Annotated in this window: 17 protein-coding genes; 6 read left to right on the forward strand and 11 right to left on the reverse strand. The window is 58.9% G+C overall.

Annotated features, from left to right (window positions below; genetic code table 11):
* Positions 1-15: 15 nt before the first annotated feature.
* The 6 genes from OC445_RS24980 to soxR form a co-directional block, all read right to left on the reverse strand.
* Positions 16-576: a DUF6162 family protein gene (locus OC445_RS24980; RefSeq protein WP_014717807.1), complete on the reverse strand. Its 561-nt coding sequence runs from the start codon at positions 574-576 to the stop codon at positions 16-18.
* Positions 573-896, reverse strand: a complete 324-nt coding sequence (locus OC445_RS24985; RefSeq protein ID WP_020301064.1) for a hypothetical protein — start codon at positions 894-896, stop codon at positions 573-575. Before OC445_RS24985 ends, OC445_RS24980 begins: the two co-directional genes overlap by 4 nt.
* A complete protein-coding gene (locus OC445_RS24990) occupies positions 893-1,429 on the reverse strand; it encodes a hypothetical protein (RefSeq protein WP_019817260.1) in 537 nt (178 codons plus the stop codon). The genes OC445_RS24985 and OC445_RS24990 overlap by 4 nt, the downstream gene beginning before the upstream one ends.
* Complete coding sequence (locus OC445_RS24995; protein ID WP_054897880.1) at positions 1,426-2,628, reverse strand: PepSY-associated TM helix domain-containing protein; 1,203 nt, start codon at positions 2,626-2,628, stop codon at positions 1,426-1,428. The genes OC445_RS24990 and OC445_RS24995 overlap by 4 nt, the downstream gene beginning before the upstream one ends.
* Positions 2,629-2,912: 284 nt before the next feature.
* Positions 2,913-3,371 carry a VOC family protein gene (locus OC445_RS25000; RefSeq protein WP_054897881.1) on the reverse strand — a complete coding sequence of 153 codons (459 nt, stop codon included), beginning with the start codon at positions 3,369-3,371 and terminating at the stop codon, positions 2,913-2,915.
* Positions 3,372-3,455: 84 nt separating this feature from the next.
* Positions 3,456-3,905: a redox-sensitive transcriptional activator SoxR gene (gene soxR / locus OC445_RS25005; RefSeq protein ID WP_034127251.1), complete on the reverse strand. Its 450-nt coding sequence runs from the start codon at positions 3,903-3,905 to the stop codon at positions 3,456-3,458.
* 100 nt (positions 3,906-4,005) lie between these two features.
* Here soxR and OC445_RS25010 point away from each other — a divergent pair, with 100 nt between their 5' ends.
* Positions 4,006-4,371, forward strand: a complete 366-nt coding sequence (locus tag OC445_RS25010; RefSeq protein ID WP_034127271.1) for an antibiotic biosynthesis monooxygenase — start codon at positions 4,006-4,008, stop codon at positions 4,369-4,371.
* Here OC445_RS25010 and OC445_RS25015 read toward each other — a convergent pair.
* The gene (locus OC445_RS25015; protein ID WP_198790721.1) at positions 4,360-5,463 is read right to left on the reverse strand and encodes a sigma-54 interaction domain-containing protein; all 1,104 of its coding nucleotides are present in this window, start codon (positions 5,461-5,463) and stop codon (positions 4,360-4,362) included. The two genes, OC445_RS25010 and OC445_RS25015, sit on opposite strands and share 12 nt — an antisense overlap.
* Positions 5,464-5,726: 263 nt before the next feature.
* Here OC445_RS25015 and OC445_RS25020 point away from each other — a divergent pair, with 263 nt between their 5' ends.
* From OC445_RS25020 to OC445_RS25040, 5 genes are all read left to right on the forward strand, one after another.
* Positions 5,727-5,996 (forward strand): hypothetical protein, encoded by a 270-nt coding sequence (locus OC445_RS25020; RefSeq protein WP_054897883.1) that lies wholly within the window; start codon positions 5,727-5,729, stop codon positions 5,994-5,996.
* 385 nt (positions 5,997-6,381) lie between these two features.
* Positions 6,382-10,458 (forward strand): DUF1592 domain-containing protein, encoded by a 4,077-nt coding sequence (locus OC445_RS25025; protein ID WP_229999928.1) that lies wholly within the window; start codon positions 6,382-6,384, stop codon positions 10,456-10,458.
* A gap of 2 nt (positions 10,459-10,460) precedes the next feature.
* Positions 10,461-11,831 carry a DUF1552 domain-containing protein gene (locus OC445_RS25030; protein WP_054897884.1) on the forward strand — a complete coding sequence of 457 codons (1,371 nt, stop codon included), beginning with the start codon at positions 10,461-10,463 and terminating at the stop codon, positions 11,829-11,831.
* 236 nt (positions 11,832-12,067) lie between these two features.
* A complete protein-coding gene (locus OC445_RS25035; RefSeq protein ID WP_054897885.1) occupies positions 12,068-13,228 on the forward strand; it encodes a cysteine desulfurase family protein in 1,161 nt (386 codons plus the stop codon).
* A gap of 49 nt (positions 13,229-13,277) precedes the next feature.
* On the forward strand, positions 13,278-15,086 hold the full coding sequence (locus tag OC445_RS25040) for an aminopeptidase P family protein (protein WP_198790720.1): 1,809 nt from the start codon (positions 13,278-13,280) through the stop codon (positions 15,084-15,086).
* Between the two features lie 38 nt (positions 15,087-15,124).
* On the opposite strand, the gene OC445_RS25045 is transcribed toward OC445_RS25040, so the two are convergent.
* The 4 genes from OC445_RS25045 to rhtA form a co-directional block, all read right to left on the reverse strand.
* Positions 15,125-15,715 (reverse strand): 2-hydroxychromene-2-carboxylate isomerase, encoded by a 591-nt coding sequence (locus tag OC445_RS25045; protein ID WP_038449641.1) that lies wholly within the window; start codon positions 15,713-15,715, stop codon positions 15,125-15,127.
* Positions 15,716-15,749: 34 nt separating this feature from the next.
* Positions 15,750-16,481: an SDR family oxidoreductase gene (locus OC445_RS25050; RefSeq protein WP_014717823.1), complete on the reverse strand. Its 732-nt coding sequence runs from the start codon at positions 16,479-16,481 to the stop codon at positions 15,750-15,752.
* 98 nt (positions 16,482-16,579) lie between these two features.
* Positions 16,580-16,861 (reverse strand): hypothetical protein, encoded by a 282-nt coding sequence (locus OC445_RS25055; RefSeq protein WP_003190182.1) that lies wholly within the window; start codon positions 16,859-16,861, stop codon positions 16,580-16,582.
* A gap of 163 nt (positions 16,862-17,024) precedes the next feature.
* Positions 17,025-17,912: a threonine/homoserine exporter RhtA gene (gene rhtA, locus OC445_RS25060; RefSeq protein WP_054897888.1), complete on the reverse strand. Its 888-nt coding sequence runs from the start codon at positions 17,910-17,912 to the stop codon at positions 17,025-17,027.
* Positions 17,913-18,304: the final 392 nt, after the last annotated feature.

The following is an 18,304-nucleotide window of genomic DNA, read 5'->3' on the forward strand; positions in this document are numbered from 1 at the left end:
AATCGGTCTTCTCGTTCAGTGACGGTGCTGGCGGGTAACGCCGGCATCGAATTGCGCGACCACCTGCTGCCAGCCGGCCGCGATCAGCGCCTGGTCAGTGAGGTCGGATGGAGCGGCAAGGTTGGCGCTGCGGTTGAGCCAGATATCCGGCTCACTGCCTTGCACGCGCATCAGCAGCGAACCGCTGGTGGCCGGCGCCTGGCTCAAGCCCAGGTAGGCAGCCGGTGCCAGCAACTGCCAGCGGTGGCCGCCTCGGCTTACTGAGCTAGCGTCCTGGGCAAAGGGGGCGAAGCCTTCTTCGGCCAGTTGCTCAGGCGTCGGCAGGGCGCTGTGTTCCTGCTGCAACAGGTGGATTTCATCCAGGGTCACCCGCAGGTCGGCGTAGATGCCTTGCTCGGCGGCGCTCAGGTCGCGGCGGGCGTCCAGCTGATGGCTTGGCACCGCCGCGACTTCCTGGGTTTCCCCATGCAGCGCCACGACCGTGCCCGCCACCGCGAGGATGATCAGACACAACAGCAACACATAAAGGGTTTCGTGGCCCGCGCCGGCGGGGCGTACAACCTGTGTGGTACTCATTGCGACGGGATATCCGCTTGGTCGATTTCCACCACGTGGCCGGGGCCGGCATCGAAGAGCACGTAGAACTCGGCGGCGGGCTTCTTGAAGGTCAGGGTCGAATCCTCGCCGAGCTTGCCCGGCACCAGGATGGTTTCGTCGTAGCCGATCACATCCAGGGTTACGCCGGGGGCGCCACTGCCGTCGGAGAACCCGCCTTTGCACTGGATCTGCTCACCGGGGATTTCCTTGCATTCGCACATCGGGTTGTGGGCGAAGGCGGTGGTGCTCAGGCCGGCGCACAGCAACAGCGCGGCGCGGGTGAAGCGCTTGAACGTCATGGTTTGACTCCTTGCTTGTTCAGCCAGGCAATGGTGGCAGGCGAGGCCTGGCTCAGCGGGATGGAACCCTGGTGCATGCTGCCGTCCCACCCTTCCATGGTCACCCATATTTCGGCGTCCGCCGGGGTGCGTTCGGGGATCGGCAGGGCGGCGCCCATACGGTACGGCGTGCCGAAGAAGATCACTCCGGCGGCGCGCAGGCTGCGGGGTTTGCCGATACGCAGGTAAGTGGCCTTGACCTGCTCGGCACAGGTATCGCACAGGGCAGCGTTGAAGAACTTCATCGGGCCAGCCGGGTTCGGGCTCGGGCCTTCGTTGCGAAACTCAGCCAGCGTCAGGCTCCAGGGGCCGACTTGCACCTGCCCGGCCACACGCTCGCCGATGCCGGTATCCCCGCGAAACAACGCGGCGTCGGCAAAGTATTTGGGCATGAACCCCAGCGGCACCAGCAACAGCAGGATGTTGATATGGAAACGCCATTTCAGCCAAAAGGCGCGCAGCGGGGACGGGGGTACGGTTGCGACCTTGCTCATCGCTGAGCCTCCGAGGTGTCGGCGTGCATGGCCGGGATGGGCGCGTGCTGACGTTGCGTCTTGGCCTCGCGCTTGAGGGCGTTGAGGGTGGCCAGGGCGGTGCGCTTGGTCCAGATCAGCAAGCCGCTCAATACCATCATGCTCAGCACCAGGCCGAAGAATGCCCAGATCAGCTTGATCCACAAACCGCCAAAGTCCCCGGTGTGCAGTGGGCGCATCGACTCGGTGACGAATTCCAGCGGGGTACGGTCGGACAACAGGTTGGAGACCGCGATTTCACCCTCATAGGGGTTCAGCTGTGCGGTCTGGAACATCAACGGGTACCAGCCACGCCCGCCGATCTGCAGGTGGCTGTAGGCGTTGCTTGGCATGAACACAAAGCTGGCGTCCAGGCCGGGGATTCGCTCGGCGGCGATGTCGATCGCCTTGTCGATAGGGATCATCGGCGCCGGCACTCCCGGCGCCGACAGCGGCACCTTATCCCGTGCGATCACTGGCACGATGGGTTCACTGGAAATGGATATCTGGTTGTCGCCCAGGACAGCCTCGATCAGGAACCAGGTGCCAGTGATTGAAATGACCGCGATAAACCAGATCGACCAGATGCCGCTCAGGCGGTGAAAGTCGCCCCAGAAAATCCGTGCGCCGTGGCGGACGCGCAGGGTAGGGCGCAGGAAGCCTTTCCAGAAGCGCTTGTACACCACCAGCCCGGTGATCAGCGAGGCGAGCAGCGGCAAGCCCAACGCGGACACCAGGTACCAGCCCCAACTGTAACCATTGGTAAATGGCACCAGCCACCAGCCATGCAGGGCACGAGTGAATTGCTGGAAGTTGAACGAGGGGCTGATGCCCTGGATCGCGCCGGTGTAGGGGTTGGCATACACCTCCACGGAGCGCCCATCCGGGTAGCTGAGGCCGACGCTTAGCGCGAAGTGCGACTCATCCGGGCGGATAATGGACTGGACGATAGCCTTGGGTTCATCGCGCTTGATGGCCGCGATCACCTGGTCAAAGCTCAACGGCTGGGCTTCATCCGACGGCTTGCTGGCGCGGATATCCGGGTTGGCCAGCCACACGATTTCCTGGCTCACCACGGCCAGCGTGCCGGTAACGCAGACGATCAGCACAAAGAACCAGATGGGCAACGCCAGCCAGCTATGAACGAGAAACCAGAGTTTGGAGCGTGACTTCTTCGACATATGAATGAGGGTCTTGAACGGAGGGGGCGATAGAGGCCCGGAAAAGGCCAGTCGTAGCTTTTGCTGACGCGACAGGCTGTATCTAAGTTAAGACGGATGAGAATGAGAAATCCCTAAGGCGGATATGAAAGAAAATGTTTCAGGATTGCATTCAGGGTGTATGGCGTAACCCTGTGGGAGCTGGCTTGCCTGCGATGACATCGACTCGATCCAACGGATGCACCGAGTCGTCTGCACCGCAGGCAAGCCAAATCCCACATGGGATGTGTATTGCGTTGCAACTATCAGCCTTGCTTGAACAACTCCATGGCGCGCTGGCGTATCTGCTCCTCGGTGAGGTCTTCCTTGTGCGTGGCCAGGAACCAGAGATGACCGAACGGATCTTTCACGCTCGCAGAGCGGTCGCCATAAAACTGATCCTTCGGCTCGGACACCACGGTGGCGCCGGCATCAACCGCTCGTTGAAATTGTGCATCCACATCTTCCACATACAGATGCAGACCAATGCTGGTGTGCTCATCCGGATTGCGCAGGGCCATTTGATCGCAGGGCGTACCGAGCATCAGCGATGAATCACCAATCCGCAGTTCGGCATGACCCACCCTGCCGTCGGGCATGTCCAGGCGCATGACTTGCGTGGCGCCAAAGGCTTTTTTGTAGAACTCGATGGCCTCGCCCGCTTTGTCGATGCCCATATAAGGTGTGAGGCTGTGATAACCGTCGGGAATAGCTTTAACGTTCATGACATTCTCCCTGAGTCGAGGTATGAACATTTCACTATAGGCCACGTAATGCGTGGCCTGCGGGCAACCGACGAGGTGCTTTTATCAAGGCGGTGTGGTGGGCTCCAGCAGTTGGGCGCCCGGCCCATACTCAGCGAGCTTATCGTCCTGATTGCGCAACGGGCACGCCTCCATCGATAAGCACCCGCAACCGATGCAGCCATTGAGCTTGTCGCGCAGCAGCACCAGTTTGTTGATGCGCTCATCCAGGTCTTCACGCCACAACGCCGATAGGCGCTCCCAGTCGTGAACATTGGGTGCGCGCTCATCGGGCAAGGTGCGTAATGCCTCGCCAATGGTAGCCAGCGGAATGCCCAGGCGCTGGGCGATCTTGATCACCACTACGCGCCGCAATACATCCCGTGGATAACGCCGCTGGTTACCTGCATTGCGATTGCTCTTGATCAGCCCTTTTGCCTCGTAGAAGTGCAGGGCAGTAACCGCTACGCCGCTGCGAGCAGCGAGCTGCCCGACGCTGAGTTCCTTATTGAGCATGAACATCTCCCAAACAGTGCTTGACCTCGACTTAAGTAGAGGTTTTACCCTGCGTGGCATCGAATCGCAAGATTCTGCCTACAAAGAGAGGGGAGTGTTCATGCAGGTATCGGAGAAGTGTCGCGGCTTCACTCAATTGATCGAGTTTCAGATCAACCCCCAGCAGCAAGATGCCCTGGTGGCGGCCTTGTCCACTCAAAGCGAACGACTGGCCGAGGGCCACGATGGTTTTCTGAGTGCCAGCGTGCAGGTCAGCGAGGACGGCCGGCGGGTGCTCAATTACTTGCAATGGCAATCGCGCGCAGATGGCGAGGCGGCGTTCAAGTTCTTCGAGCAGCGCGGCGAAGATTTCTGGACGCTGATTCGCGCCCACCAGGCAACGGCGGTGACCTTCGGTTCGTTCCAGGTGCTGCAAAGCTTTGAGCGCAGCCATGACAACGCGCTGCACTGTCGCCTAAATGGATAAATGCAGCATCCGCCCGCCCTGCACGTTTTCGCCAGGTCGACGTTTGTTCACCGCCAGCTCGCCGAGCTTGATCAAGCGCGAGCGCGTGACGTTGCGGCTCAGGCCCAGCAGGTTGGCGGTATGCACCTGGTTGTAATGGCTGAAGCGGTAGGCCGCACGTAAGAGTGCGTCTTCGACCTTTTCATGCAGGGCGCCGGTCTGTTCCTCGAACAGCGTTTGAAACGCCCGCGCCAGCAAGGCTTCGGCGCTGTTACCAATGTGGTGCGGGTTGTCGTCCTGGCGCTCGATACGCATGTTCGACAGGCGCAAATCGTCGCGCCCTATCACGCCTTTGCGGCAGATCAGTAGGGTGTGATGGATGACGTTTTCCAATTCGCGGATGTTGCCTGGCCAGCTGTAGCTCTTGAGCTTGTGCTCGGCCTCACGGCTGATGGTGATGGGGCCGTAGCCCAGGCGCCGACTGTAGACTTCGATAAAGTGCCAGGTCAGCGGCAGGATATCGCCAGGGCGCTCGCGCAGTGGGCTGAGTTCCAGGCTGACCACGCCGAGACGGTAGTAGAGGTCTTCGCGGAAATGCCCGGCGTTGATGGCCTTCTCCAGTTGTACGTTGGTCGCGGCGAGCACGCGCACATCAATCGCAATGCTTTTGCGCGAGCCCAGGCGTACGACTTCACGCTCCTGCAATACCCGCAACAGTTTGACCTGGATTGCTATTGGCAGATCGCCGATCTCATCGAGGAACAAGGTCCCGCCGTCGGCCTCTTCGAACCAGCCAGCCTTGGCACTCAGGGCGCCGGTAAAGGCACCTTTGTCATGGCCGAACAGCTCGGCTTCCACCAGGGATTCGGAGAATGCCCCACAGTTCACCGCCACGAACGGCCGGCTGCGCCGTGCGCTGAGGTTGTGGATATGGCGCGCCACCAGCTCTTTGCCGGTACCGGTTTCGCCGATGATCAACACGCTTGCGTCGCTGGGCGCCACTTGCTGGATGTGGTTGAGCAAGGCCTGGGATTTAGGGTCTTCAAAGACCTGAGCGGTGGCGCGGATCGAGGTCGCGAGTTTGGGGGAGGGCGGTAGAGTCAACAACTGCATGGGCACCTCGTTGAAGGGCTGTCGCCAGGGTGACCGTTGCGTGGCGAACAGTCGGGCTACGTGACGCCATTTATAGAGGGTTGAGTTTATTCCGTAAACGAATGCATTTAAATATTTATAGATCGAAAACGAATATATAGGTTGCGCTATCTAACCTGCTGTAACGGTTGATAGCGACTATCACGGGCGTTGATTTTTCATGGCAGGGGGGCGGGAGTAGCCTGTGTTCATTGACTCGAAACCTCCTCAGCAGGACCGCCGCCATGAACCGTCTATTCGCTATTTCGTTACTGTCTGTCATCTCTGTTCTCGCCGGGTGCGCGACTCACCCATCGCCTGAGATGCGCCCTTACACGGCAGAAGAAACCAAACAGTTGGCGTTGGAAGCGTTGAGTCGTCGCGGGTTGTCATTTGATGAATACCAACAGCAGCGTGCTGCCCTGACTGGCCAGCCACAGAAAACCTTTGGCTTTGATCAGCAGGCTGAAATGAACGCACAGCGCGCCGCACAGCGCAGCGGCCGTGCGAGTTGAGAGCCGGGTGACGACAGGTACGTCTTCCGGTTTGACGAGCTGATATCTGTCGGCTAGAACTTAGCCTTAGCAACGCATCACGGCTGCATGATGCAGGCGGATGGTTGAGTCGAGTGTCTGATTTTTCCTGTCTCTTTGGCTTCGTGCCATGTCGTAGTTTCGCTGTGGAATAGCATTGCAAGACATTCCAAATTGAATGTACTTCGGGTTGCGTCAGCCGTTCGCGGCGCGTGACTCCGTGCCGGGTGCTTTCTGACGGGATCGTGAAACTGCGCAGTCTTTCTTCGATAGAAATACGCCTGGCCTGCCATTGAGGCTGGTGATCATGAGGATGTCGATCGGGTGGGGTTTGCTTGTTTCGCGCTGTGGTTGGAGTTTGCCTGGCGTGTTCTTCGCGTTGCTGAGTGTGGAGGTTTCGGCGGCGGCCTGTACGGCACCTGCCTACCAAGCTGGGACCGTCTATGAACAGGGCAATCGGGTGCAGAACAAAAACCAGCAGGACAAAACCCACGAGTTTGAATGTTGGAAAGACACTGACAAATCGCCGCACGGGCCGGGCAGTTGGCAATGGTGCAACCAGCCCGATTACAACCCCGGGCAGCCATCCTCTCATGGTGTCGAGATTTGGGGCGATGCCTGGAAGGATCTGGGGGAATGCGGTGGCTTCCAGGGTAACCGTCTGACCCTGAACTTCAGCACGTTAAGCGGCCGGGGGCCGATCAGCCAGCCAACCCCGGGCGTGGCGCGGGCCGATCAGGTAGTCACTGGCGTATTGCGCTGCAAAGCCGAGGAGATCCCGATCAGTGCCAAGTCCGGCGAAACCATTCACCTCGATAACCTGAAGGCCTGCGACTACCAACTGGTGATGAACCCCGCTGGTGGGTTTGTGCCCTTGAACACACCGCGTATCGTTTCCTTCCAGCGAGAGGAGGGTGAGGAACAGGCGGTCACCCTGAAGTATCGGCCACCGGTGCAGGTGGGCAGGCTCAGCGGCCTGCCAGGGGTCAAGATTGAATTGTTTGCCCAGGGGCTGATACAGCCTCGGCAGATGGCGATGGGCAAGGACGTGCTCTATGTGGGCTCCAGTGCGATTCCATCCTACGTCTATGACGGGAAAATCGCCGATATGATCTATGCCTTGCCCCTGGACAATGCCGGCAAACCCACCGGCATCTACGTGATTGCCAGCGGGTTGGAGGAGCCGCACGGTGTGGTGTATCGCGACGGTGATTTGTACTACTCGACCACTGGCGGCCTCTATCGTTTGCGCGATGCCGATGCGCATTACAAGGATCCTTCGCCTGAGCGGGTGTTCAAATTCCCCGCCGACGATGCGCCATTTCCTCTGCCTTCCGTGGCGTCTGGCTCCAGCACTCGCTTCTGGCATATGAAGCACCCTTTGCATTTCAACCCGCTGGACCCCGCCGACACTGGCCTGTACACCGCCGTCGGCATTCCTTGCAACTTGTGCATGATCCCGCCTGACCCGCGTTACGGCACGTTACTGCGTTATGACACCGTGACCGGTAAAGCGCAGATTCTTGCAAAAGGGGTGCGCAACTCTGTGGGGTTCGACTGGAACCCGCAGACCGGTGAAATCTGGTTCACCGACAACAACCGCCAGGGCTACCCCAACCCCGACGAAATCAACCGCATCAGCGGCCCAAACCAGCACTTCGGTGTGCCCTATCTGTTTGGCAAAGGCACGCCGGGTTTCACCGATGAGGAGTTTGGCAACCCGGCGGTGATCCAGCCGCCCTTGGTTCAGGGAGCGATTGTTTCCGATAAGTCCCGGCAGCAGATCGACCCGAAAGACTACGTGCCTGCCGCTTTCGAGCTGGGTACCAACACCGCACCTCTGGGGCTGAAGTTCTGGAGTGGTTACCCGGCTCGCACACGTTCGCAGAATATGCTGGTTGCCGTGCATGGAGCGGGCACGGCCGAGCGGCCGGGTATGGATGTGCGACTCGTCTCGATCCAGGACGGAACGCGAGTGGTCAATCAGATCCCGTTGATCAATGGGTTTATCCAAGACCCCCTGCGTTTCGATGTGTATTGCCTGGACGACTCCTGCATTGGTCGGCCGGCTGACTTCCTGGCGCTACCGGACAACAGCCTGCTGATCTCCGATGACGTCGCCGGGGTGATTTATCGCGTCAGTTATGACCCAGCAGGGTTGCCGAACACAGAGTTGACCCTGCGGCCGGCGCTCGCACCGGCACCTGAGCTGGAGAATGAGATGATCAGTGGCACGCTGATTGCGCCGGGCGGTAATACCCGCCAGTTCCATGCATCCTTCAACCCTGCTGACAGTTATGCCGCATTGGTGCTCAAGGGTTTGCCCTACGGGACTTACCAGGTTCGGCTCAATGATGTGAAAAACTGGATTCCACAGACGCGTAATACTTCACTTACCTTGTCTGCCGACGACAACAAGCACGTGTTGAACATGCAGTACCGTGAGCGGCCGATCAAGCTGGATATCAACATCACGGTGTTGGCGCCGCCCAAGCCTGCGTCAGTAACGAATTCCAGTTGGCATTTCACCCTCAAGCTCAAGGGCTCTACGAGCACCGAGCCCAAAGTGGTGCAGGTGCCTTGGGGCGAAAGTGTCACCGAGCTTCTGGACTATGGGGATTACGAGGTCATCTATCCCTTTTACCCACAGGAGCTGCCACAGCCGGAACAGGTAGCGCTGCGTATCAACGAGGACAGCCAGGACGAGCAACTGTTACCTATCAGTTACCGTCATGAACCGAAATTGGGCGAAACAGTGCTTGCCGAATCCTGCACCAAATGCCACGCGGTGGAGTTTTTCAACAACCTGCGCATGGCGGTGGCATGGAGCAGTGCTGGCCAGGATGCGTTGGTGCGGCAAATCCAGAGCATGCCGGTGGCCGGGCATTGCGACACCACCTGTGCGACCGAAATCAGCAAGCATTTGTTTGAGGTGGTGTGGGCGCCCTACCTGAGCCCGAACGAGGCTCACGGTCAGCGCCAGTTGCGCTTGCTGACGCGCGATGAATACGCGGCCAGTGTCAAGGACATACTCGGCGTGGAGGTCAATACCCAGAAGCTGCCGGCAGATAAATCCGAGAAAGACTTCAAGTTCCCAGGTGAAGCCAGCAAAGGGCTGCTGCAGGCTGAAGACATCAAGCAGCTGTATGGCATGGCGGTGTCGATCGCCGAGCAAGTGGCACCTCAACGTGTAAAACGCTTCAAATCCACTGCCGGTACCCTTGAGGTCAGTGCCCTGGGTTATCAAGTGTTCCGCCGTCCTTTGAGCCCGTCTGAGTTGTCGCGTTATCAGGCGGTGTTGGATGAGCACGGAGAGCGGGCGCTGATCGCTGCGCTGCTGCTGTCGCCCAACTTCCTGTATCGCTCGGAGTTGGGCCAGGCTGTCGCGCGGCAGGCCGAGGTCTACAAGCTCACCCCTTATGAGACCGCAACTGCATTGTCCTACACCTATCAAGGCACCACTCCGGACGCGCAACTGCTGGCCAAGGCAGAGCGCAACGAGTTGCAGACAGTGCAGCAAATCAGCGCAGAAATAGACCGGATGATGCGCAGTGAGCGCGGGCTTGAGCAGTTCAATCGGTTCATCAGTTACTACATCAAGACTCAGCGCGGGGTGCAGGAGAAGCCCGGCCTGAGCGCACAGATGATCCAGTTGATGACCCAGGAGCAGGCCCTGTTGACCCGTCACGTGATGCTCGACGGCAAGGGGACGTTGGACGAGCTGTTCAACCCCGGTGTGACGTTCCTCAACAAGGCTCTGGCCGAACACTACGGTATCGGCGGCGTAACCGGTGACACGCTGCACAAAGTCGCCGTGGATGAGAAACGGGGTGGCTTGTTGCACTTGGGGCTTTTTCAGGCCTCTACCTCTGACTATCAGGTCACCTCACTGGTCAAGCGCGGCATTGCCATTCGCGAGCAGCTTTTCTGCCGGGAGTTTGGAGCACCGGTCGAAGCCGAGCCCACAGAGCCGGCCTACCCTGCGCGTGCGATCAGTACCCGTGAACGCTGGGACCTGATTAATGGTGAGCAGGCTTCGGGAGGGCGTTGCTGGCAGTGCCATCAGTACATGAACGACACCGGCGCATCGATGGAGCATTACGACGCTGCCGGGCGCTATCGCCAGCAGGAGCCTGCCTACAACTACGCGCAGTTCCCTGTGCAGTTGCCGATCAAAGCGTCCGGTCCGTTCATTGGGGTTGATGGCGCGGTGCCTATCGACGATGTGCGAGGTATTTCCAAGCTGATCGCGCACAACTCGGCGTCTCTGTTCTGCATGGCGGATAGCTATTTCCGTTTCGCTTCGGGCAACAAATCCGACGAGTCCACTTCCGCAACGGTCAAGGCATTGGTCGACGGGCTGAAGGGCAATGGCTCATTACCAGGGATGCTGCGCACGCTGGGTACCTCCAACGCGTTCCAATTCAAGACGCAGAGGGATTGATCATGGATATCTTGAAAAGTCGTCGTCGCTTTCTGGCCGGCCTGGCTGCGGTAGGTGTGTTCGGCCCGCTCACCCAGTGTGGCCTGGCGCGCATGGCCTTGGCCGGGCAAAACCAGCAGGCCAAGTTAAAAGTGGTTTTCTTTGTGGTACCTGATGGCCTGGCAGTCGACTCTGCAACCGCCTATTCCAGTGATGGTCGAGGCCTCTGGCATCCCGCTGCCGAAGCTTTGGACACTTCCGACTTCCAGCTCAACGAGGTCAGCCAGGAGCTTGCGGCCTATAAAAACCAGTCCTTGTACCTGCGTGGCACGATTCTGGGCCCTGGCAATGAAGGCCATAACGGCTGGACGTGGGCGTTGCGCGACCGTGAGAAGAAGATGGCGTCGATTGATGTGTTGCTTGGCCGCCATATGCCGGGGACCGATCCGTCCCAGCGGAGTCTTTTTGCCGGACCGCATTCAGGCATTGACGGGACCGCCTGGCAGGTATCCTGGGAAGGGCCGGAAAATGGCGGCGCAATGCGCAGGCCTGAGCAGGACCCGGTGTTGATGTACGAGAAAATCTTTGGCGCGGTCAGTCGTGAGGTGCGCGAGCAGCAGGTGCGAAACATGCATGTATTTGATCCGGTGCTGGCGGATATCAACGAGCTGCGAGGCAGGCTTGCGGGGGCGCAAAAGCAGAAGCTCGATATGCAGCTTGATTCGGTTGAGCAGGTCATGAAAGACATGGAAGAAACTCTGCCACCCATTGGCGAATGTTCGCCTTTGCAGATGGACACGTTGCCGTTCAAATCTGCGGAATTTCGTAACCAGGTACAGCATCACCACCATCAGGTGGTTGCCACAGCGCTGGGGTGTGGCATCACGCGTGTAGCGACGATTCAAGTCGGGCGCTCGGCGGAGTCGCTCAATATCCTGGACGTCAGTAATGTGACCAACCCCCATGACTGCGCCCATCGTTATGCTGGGCTGGACGTATGGAAACGATCCCGGCAGTGGTATACCCAGCGAGCCAAGTTGTTCATGGATGAGTTGGCGAAGCATGCCGATCCCGATGTGCCGGGTGACAGCCTGCTTGAACACACGCTTGTGGTATTCACCAGCGAGATGGCCGATGGTGCCCCGGAGCATACGAAGGATATGCCGCTGGTACTGATGGGCGGGGCCAGCGGGTTGTTGAAGAGCGGCGATGGCGCAGGACGCTATTTCAACATCACGGCCCAGGGTGATCGTCAACAAGAAGGCAACCCGGTCATTGGCAATAAAATGGTCGATATGCAGCGAATCTGGGCCACCATCGCCCGGGCAGCCGGAACCGTTGTGCCCTACAACGGAAACATCGATCCGGTGAGCGGGTTGTTTACTAACGTTTGAGTCGCCTCGCGCTGCACTAAAAGCCGAAAAGTCCGTATGGCGGATTTTTCGGCTTTTTGCATTTGCACCCAATCGCCTTTGAGCCTGTTAAGCTGAAAATCAGGAGCGCTCCTACGCACATTTACATCACGTGGTTCTTCTTCAATGGCACTCGATCAGTTAAACCTGACGACCTCTGTTCTGTTCGATGCCCCCGGGACGCCGCTCTCGGGAACACGCTCTGCGAGTTTTACGCCATGAATAAACGTCCGTTGTATTTCGACTATGCCGCCACCACGCCAGTGGATGAGCGAGTTATCCAGGTGATGGTCGAGTGCCTGGGTTTCAATGCCAATTTTGGCAACCCTGCGTCCAGTTCCCATGCATTCGGCCAGGCGGCCCGGCAAACGGTTGAGCAGGCGCGACGGCAGGTAGCCGAATTGGTCGGCGCCCAGCCTGAGCAAATTGTCTGGACTTCCGGTGCCACCGAGTCCAACAACCTTGCGATCAAAGGGGTGGCCCAGGCGCGAGGGCTGGCGGGTGGGCATATCATCACCAGCCAGATCGAGCACAAAGCCACACTCGACACCGCGCGGCAGTTGCAGGAAGCCGGCGTGGCTGTGACCTATCTGGTGCCCGATGCCGATGGCTTGATCAGCGTTCAGGCTGTCAGTGAGGCATTGCGTGAGGACACCTTCCTGGTGTCTTTGATGCTGGTCAATAATGAACTGGGCACCCTTAACGACATTCCGGCTATCGGCGCGCGGGTGCGTGAGCAGGGCGCGCTGTTTCACGTGGACGCGGCACAGGGGGCGGGCAAGGTTGCCATTGACCTGGCGCAGTGGTCGGTGGATTTGATGTCTTTTTCCGCCCACAAGCTCTACGGCCCAAAAGGCATTGGCGCGCTGTACGTTGGGCTTCGTGCGCAACAGAAAGTGTTGGCGCAGATTCATGGCGGCGGCCACGAAGGTGGCTTGCGTTCGGGCACCCTGGCGACGCATCAGATTGCGGGCATGGGCACGGCGTTCGCTCTGGCGGCGGCGTACTTTGCTGAGGAAAAGGCGCAGATCGTGGCCTTGCGTGAACGTTTGTTGGAGCAGTTGGCGTCGATTCCCGGCGTACGCCTCAATGGCAGCCCAACCCAGCGTATTCCCCACACCCTCAGCCTGACGTTCAGCGAAGGCGAATTCAACGCTGCCGCCTTGAGTGCGGGCATTGCCTTTTCGGCGACTTCAGCGTGCAATTCGGCTAGCAATGCACCGTCCCACGTCCTGGTGGCCCTGGGGCATGATGCCCGCAGCGCTGGTCGCACTATTCGCTTGAGCCTGGGCCGGTTCACCACCGAGCGGGATATCGACGACGCTGTGCAATTGATCAAGACGGTACAGGCCAGCGCACCAGCGTTCTGGGCTGTCTGATACTTCATTTGCAATACATAACAATTATTAGTGGTTAGCAGGAGACACAATGAGTACGCAGCCTTTGACCCATGGAACGGTTCCCCAGCGCTTGGCGCATACCCGTGAACTGATGCGCCGCGAAGGCATTCACGCCCTGCTGGTGCCGTCGGCGGACCCGCACTTGTCCGAGTATTTGCCGGGTTACTGGCAAGGGCGCCAGTGGTTGTCCGGTTTTCATGGCTCGGTGGGCACTCTGATCGTCACGGCGGAGTTCGCCGGGGTCTGGGCGGATAGCCGTTATTGGGAACAGGCGACCAAGGAGCTCAAGGGCAGCGGTATCGAGTTGGTGAAGCTGCAACCGGGTCAGCCCGGTCCGCTGGAGTGGCTGGCCGAGCAAACCCCTGAGGGTGGCGTGGTGGCAGTGGACGGTGCGGTCATGGCCGTGGCCTCGGCACGTACCCTGGGTGGCAAGTTGGCCGAGCGTGGCGCGCGTCTGCGTACCGATATCGATGTGCTCGATGAAGTCTGGCAAGACCGCCCGCCGTTGCCGAACCAGCCGATTTATCAGCATCTGCCGCCCCAAGCCACCGTCAGTCGTGGCGAGAAACTGGCCGCCTTGCGTGCCAGTTTGAAAGACAAGGGCGCCGATTGGCATTTCATCGCGACGCTGGACGACATCGCCTGGCTATTCAACCTGCGCGGCGCTGATGTGTCGTTCAATCCGGTGTTTGTGTCCTTTGCCTTGATCAATCAGCAACAGGCCACTTTGTTTGTGGCGTTGGGCAAGGTCGATGCGCAACTGCGGGCGGTGCTTGAGCAGGATGGCGTGACCCTGCGTGATTACAGCGAGGTGGCGCAAGCGCTGCGAGCGGTACCGGCGGGCGCAAGCTTGCAAGTAGACCCCGCCCGCGTCACCGCCGGCTTGCTGGAAAACCTCGACGCGGGCGTCAAGCTGGTTGAAGGCCTCAACCCCACCACACTGGCTAAATCCCGCAAGAGCCTGGCGGATGCGGAACATATCCGCCAAGCCATGGAGCAGGATGGTGCGGCGCTGTGCGAATTCTTTGCCTGGCTCGACAGCGCCCTGGGTCGCGAGCGCATTACCGAACTGACGATTGACGAACACCTGACCGCTGCACGTACCCGCCGCCCAGGCTATGTATCGCTGAGTTTCAACACCATTGCCGCCTTCAACGCCAACGGCGCGATGCCGCATTACCACGCCACCGAAGAAGAGCATGCGCTGATCGAAGGTGATGGCTTGCTTTTGATCGACTCCGGCGGCCAGTACCTGGGCGGAACCACGGACATCACGCGGATGGTGCCTGTCGGTACACCGAGTGAGGAGCAGAAACGCGATTGCACGCGAGTGCTCAAGGGGGTGATTGCTCTGTCCCGTGCGCAGTTCCCCAAGGGCATTCTTTCACCGTTGCTGGATGCCATTGCCCGTGCGCCGATATGGGCAGAAGGCGTGGACTACGGTCACGGCACAGGCCACGGCGTGGGTTATTTCCTCAACGTACATGAAGGTCCGCAGGTCATTGCCTATCAGGCTGCTGCGGCGCCACAAACGGCGATGCAGCCAGGGATGATTACTTCAATTGAACCGGGTACTTATCGCCCTGGCCGTTGGGGCGTGCGCATTGAGAACCTGGTGTTGAACCGTGAAGCGGGCAAGACCGAGTTTGGCGAATTCCTCAAGTTCGAAACCCTGACCCTGTGCCCAATTGATACCCGCTGCCTGGAGCCGTCGTTGCTCACGGCGGATGAGCGTGAATGGTTCAACGCGTATCACGCCCAGGTGCGTGAGCGTTTGAGCCCGCTGCTCAATGGTGCAGCGCTTGAATGGTTGCAGGTGCGCACTGCGGCGATTTGATCGGTTGCAGCCAAGGCATTGCCGGCTGCAATCAACACCTAGCTGAGGGCTTCACGCACAAAGTCCAGGCGGTCCTGGCCGAAGAACAGCTGGTTTCCTACAAAGAAACTGGGAGCGCCGAACACGCCGCGCTTAATGGCTTGTTCGGTTTTTTCCTTGAGAGCGTCCTTGACGGCTGCATCATTGGACAGGGCCAGTACCTGCTCGGGATCGAACCCCTGTTCGGTGAGCACATTGGCCACGACCTCTGGGTCGCCCAGGTGACGGCCTTCCACCCAGAGTGCGCGGAACAGGCAGTCGATGAAGTCGAGGAAGCGCTCAGGCTGGTGGATTTGAATGCCGGTGACGGCGCGCATCAGCACCAAGGTATTGATGGGAAAGTGCGGGTTGAACCTGAGCGGCACGTTGTAGCGTTTGGCGTAACGCGCCAGGTCATCGAGCATATAGCGCCCCTTGGCGGGCACCATGATCGGCGAGGCATTGCCCGTGGCCTTGAATACACCGCCCAACAGCATCGGTTGATACACCACCTGTGCGCCGGTTTTAGCGCACAGCGCCGGCAACTGGGTATAGGCCAGGTAAGTCGCGGGGCTGCCGAGATCAAAGAAGAACTCCAGGGTTTTACTCATGGTCTGTACTCACTGCTTATTGTTATAGAGGGAGTCACCAGGTTTCATTCCAGGGGCGCAGGTCCAGTTCGAACGTCCAGGCGTCCCGTGGCTGGCGATGCAGGAACCAGTAGTTGTCGGCAATATGGTCAGGGTTGAGGAGGGCGTCCTGATCCTTGAGGGCGTATTTTTGCGGGAAGTTCTCGCGAATGAAGTCGGTATCGATGGCACCGTCGACTACCACATGGGCGACATGGATGTTCATCGGGCCTAACTCCCGCGCCATGCTTTGTGCCAGGGCGCGTATCCCATGCTTGGCGCCAGCGAAGGCAGCAAACCCCGCGCTTCCGCGCAAGCCGGCGGTGGCTCCGGTGAACAGGATAGTGCCGCGGTTACGCGTGACCATGCGTTTGGCGACTTCCCGTGCGTTCAGGAAGCCGGAGAAGCACGCCATCTCCCAGATCTTGAAGTACTTGCGTGCGGTTTCTTCCAGAATGCTGCAAGGCACATTGGCGCCGATGTTGAAGACGAACGCTTCAATAGGTCCCAGCTCGGTTTCGATTTGCTCGACCAGAGCGATCACGTCCTCTTCTTTACGTGCATCACAGGCAAAACCATGGGCTTCACCGCCCGCCAACTGAATGCTGTCTACCAGGGGCTGCAGTTTGTCGGCGCTGCGACGGGTGACGCAGGCGATGTAGCCTTCGCGGGCAAAGCGTTTGGCTATGGCGCCGCCGGTCGCGTCACCGGCACCCACTACTAATACGATTTTCTTGTTGTGCGGCATGGGAACTCCATTGGTTCGATGGTCGAGCAGGAGTTTAGCCTTCGTGCCGCAACTGGCCTGAATTTAAGATGAGCAGTCAGGAAAGACTGCTCGGGCAGCTATTTGCAGATGACGATCATACTGCGGCTGGTATAGCCGGCTGGGTTGAGGCCGAAGGGATAGTCCCCAGGCTCTTCGGAGTTATCGCCGGATTTGGCTATCACCCGGTAGCCCTTGGCACCGCATGAGTTGGCTGCACTGGTGTAGCACTGGTCCCAGGAGGAGGACAGGCCTGAACAGTTGATATGCAGCCCTTTTTTACCCCGTTTCACTTCTGTTTTTGTGGTTGCAGCACAGCCAGCGATGCCCACAACCAGCAACAGTATCAAAATTCGTTTCATTCCCATCCTTAATAGCCGCCCTGCAAAAGAACAGAGCCGCTTTACTCGCTCTCGAGCGAAGCGTTCATGCTGTCCGTGTCGAAATTCTCCATGAATGACATTCGGTTACGGCCTAAACATGGCCTAAATGAGCGGCAAATACCAGAGCTGGCTTTAAAGATGATCAGTCGGCAGGCACCAGTGGTTTGGATTCGTTGCGCATCGTCAACGTGGCGCCTACGGAAGCCAGGATAATGCAGGTGATGGCCAGCCATTGGGCCAGGGATAAGTGCTCATGCAGAAAGAGCAGGCCGGAGAGGGCGCCGAACGCTGGTTCGATGCTCATGAGCGTGCCGAAGGTGCGAGCGGGGAGGCGAGTCAGTGCGACCATCTCCAAGGTGTAGGGCAAGGCGGTGGACAGAATCGCGACGCCAATGGCGATAGGGATCAGGGCGGGCGTCAGCAGCGCGGCGCCCGCATGCACGATGCCGATCGGTGCGACGAACAGGGCGGCAATCATTACGCCGAGTGCGGCGGTCTGAACACCATTGTCGTTCCCAGCCTTTTGGCCGAACAAAATATACAAGGCCCAGCATCCGCCTGCGCCCAGTGCGTACGCCGCGCCGACCCAGTCGATACCGCTACTGGCCTCGCCCGTCGGAATCAACAGCAGCAGGCCGATGATAGCCATGGCAATCCACAGGAAGTCGACAGCTCGGCGCGAGGCATAGATAGCGACGGCAAGCGGGCCTGTGAATTCGAGTGCTACGGCAATCCCCAGCGGTACGGTGCGAAGGGACATATAGAAGAGGAAGTTCATGCCGCCCAGCGCCATCCCGTAAATGATCACCGTGCGCAAGGACTTGGCTGTCAGCGTGGCGCGCCATGGGCGTAATAGCACCAGCATGATCACACTGGCGAAAATCAAACGCAGAGCAGTGGTGCCTTGTGCGCCAACAATAGGAAACATGCTTTTGGCCAATGACGCACCGGATTGGATGGACGCCATGGCGATCAATAGCAGGCCGATCGGAAACAATGCGGATGCCAGGCTGCGAGGTGGGGTGGTCATTGCGGTAGTTCTTCCGAAGTCATGATAGATAAATACGAGGCGCTATGATGCTTAACTGTCGACGAATGAGCAATATATTGCTCAAATGCTGCCTTGTAGCTATCTATATAGTGGGAGCATCGGGTTTTTGAGGTATTTGATAGAAAAACCGAATAATTGTGTTGACGGCAGATTCTGGAAGCCTATAATTCGCCCCACTTCCGGCGCAGTCGAAACGGAAAACTCCTTGGTAAACAATGAGTTATGCAGTTTTCGGCAGCAAGTTGCTTCAGTTCATCGAAGCCAAAAGGAAGTTGAAAAAGAGGTGTTGACAGCAGTGTGTAACGCTGTAGAATTCGCCTCCCGCTTACGAGAGATCGCAAGCGCAAGTGGTTGAAGTTGTTGAAGAAATC

The organism is Pseudomonas sp. Pse35 (assembly GCF_024519715.1).
Classification (GTDB): domain Bacteria; phylum Pseudomonadota; class Gammaproteobacteria; order Pseudomonadales; family Pseudomonadaceae; genus Aquipseudomonas; species Aquipseudomonas paracarnis.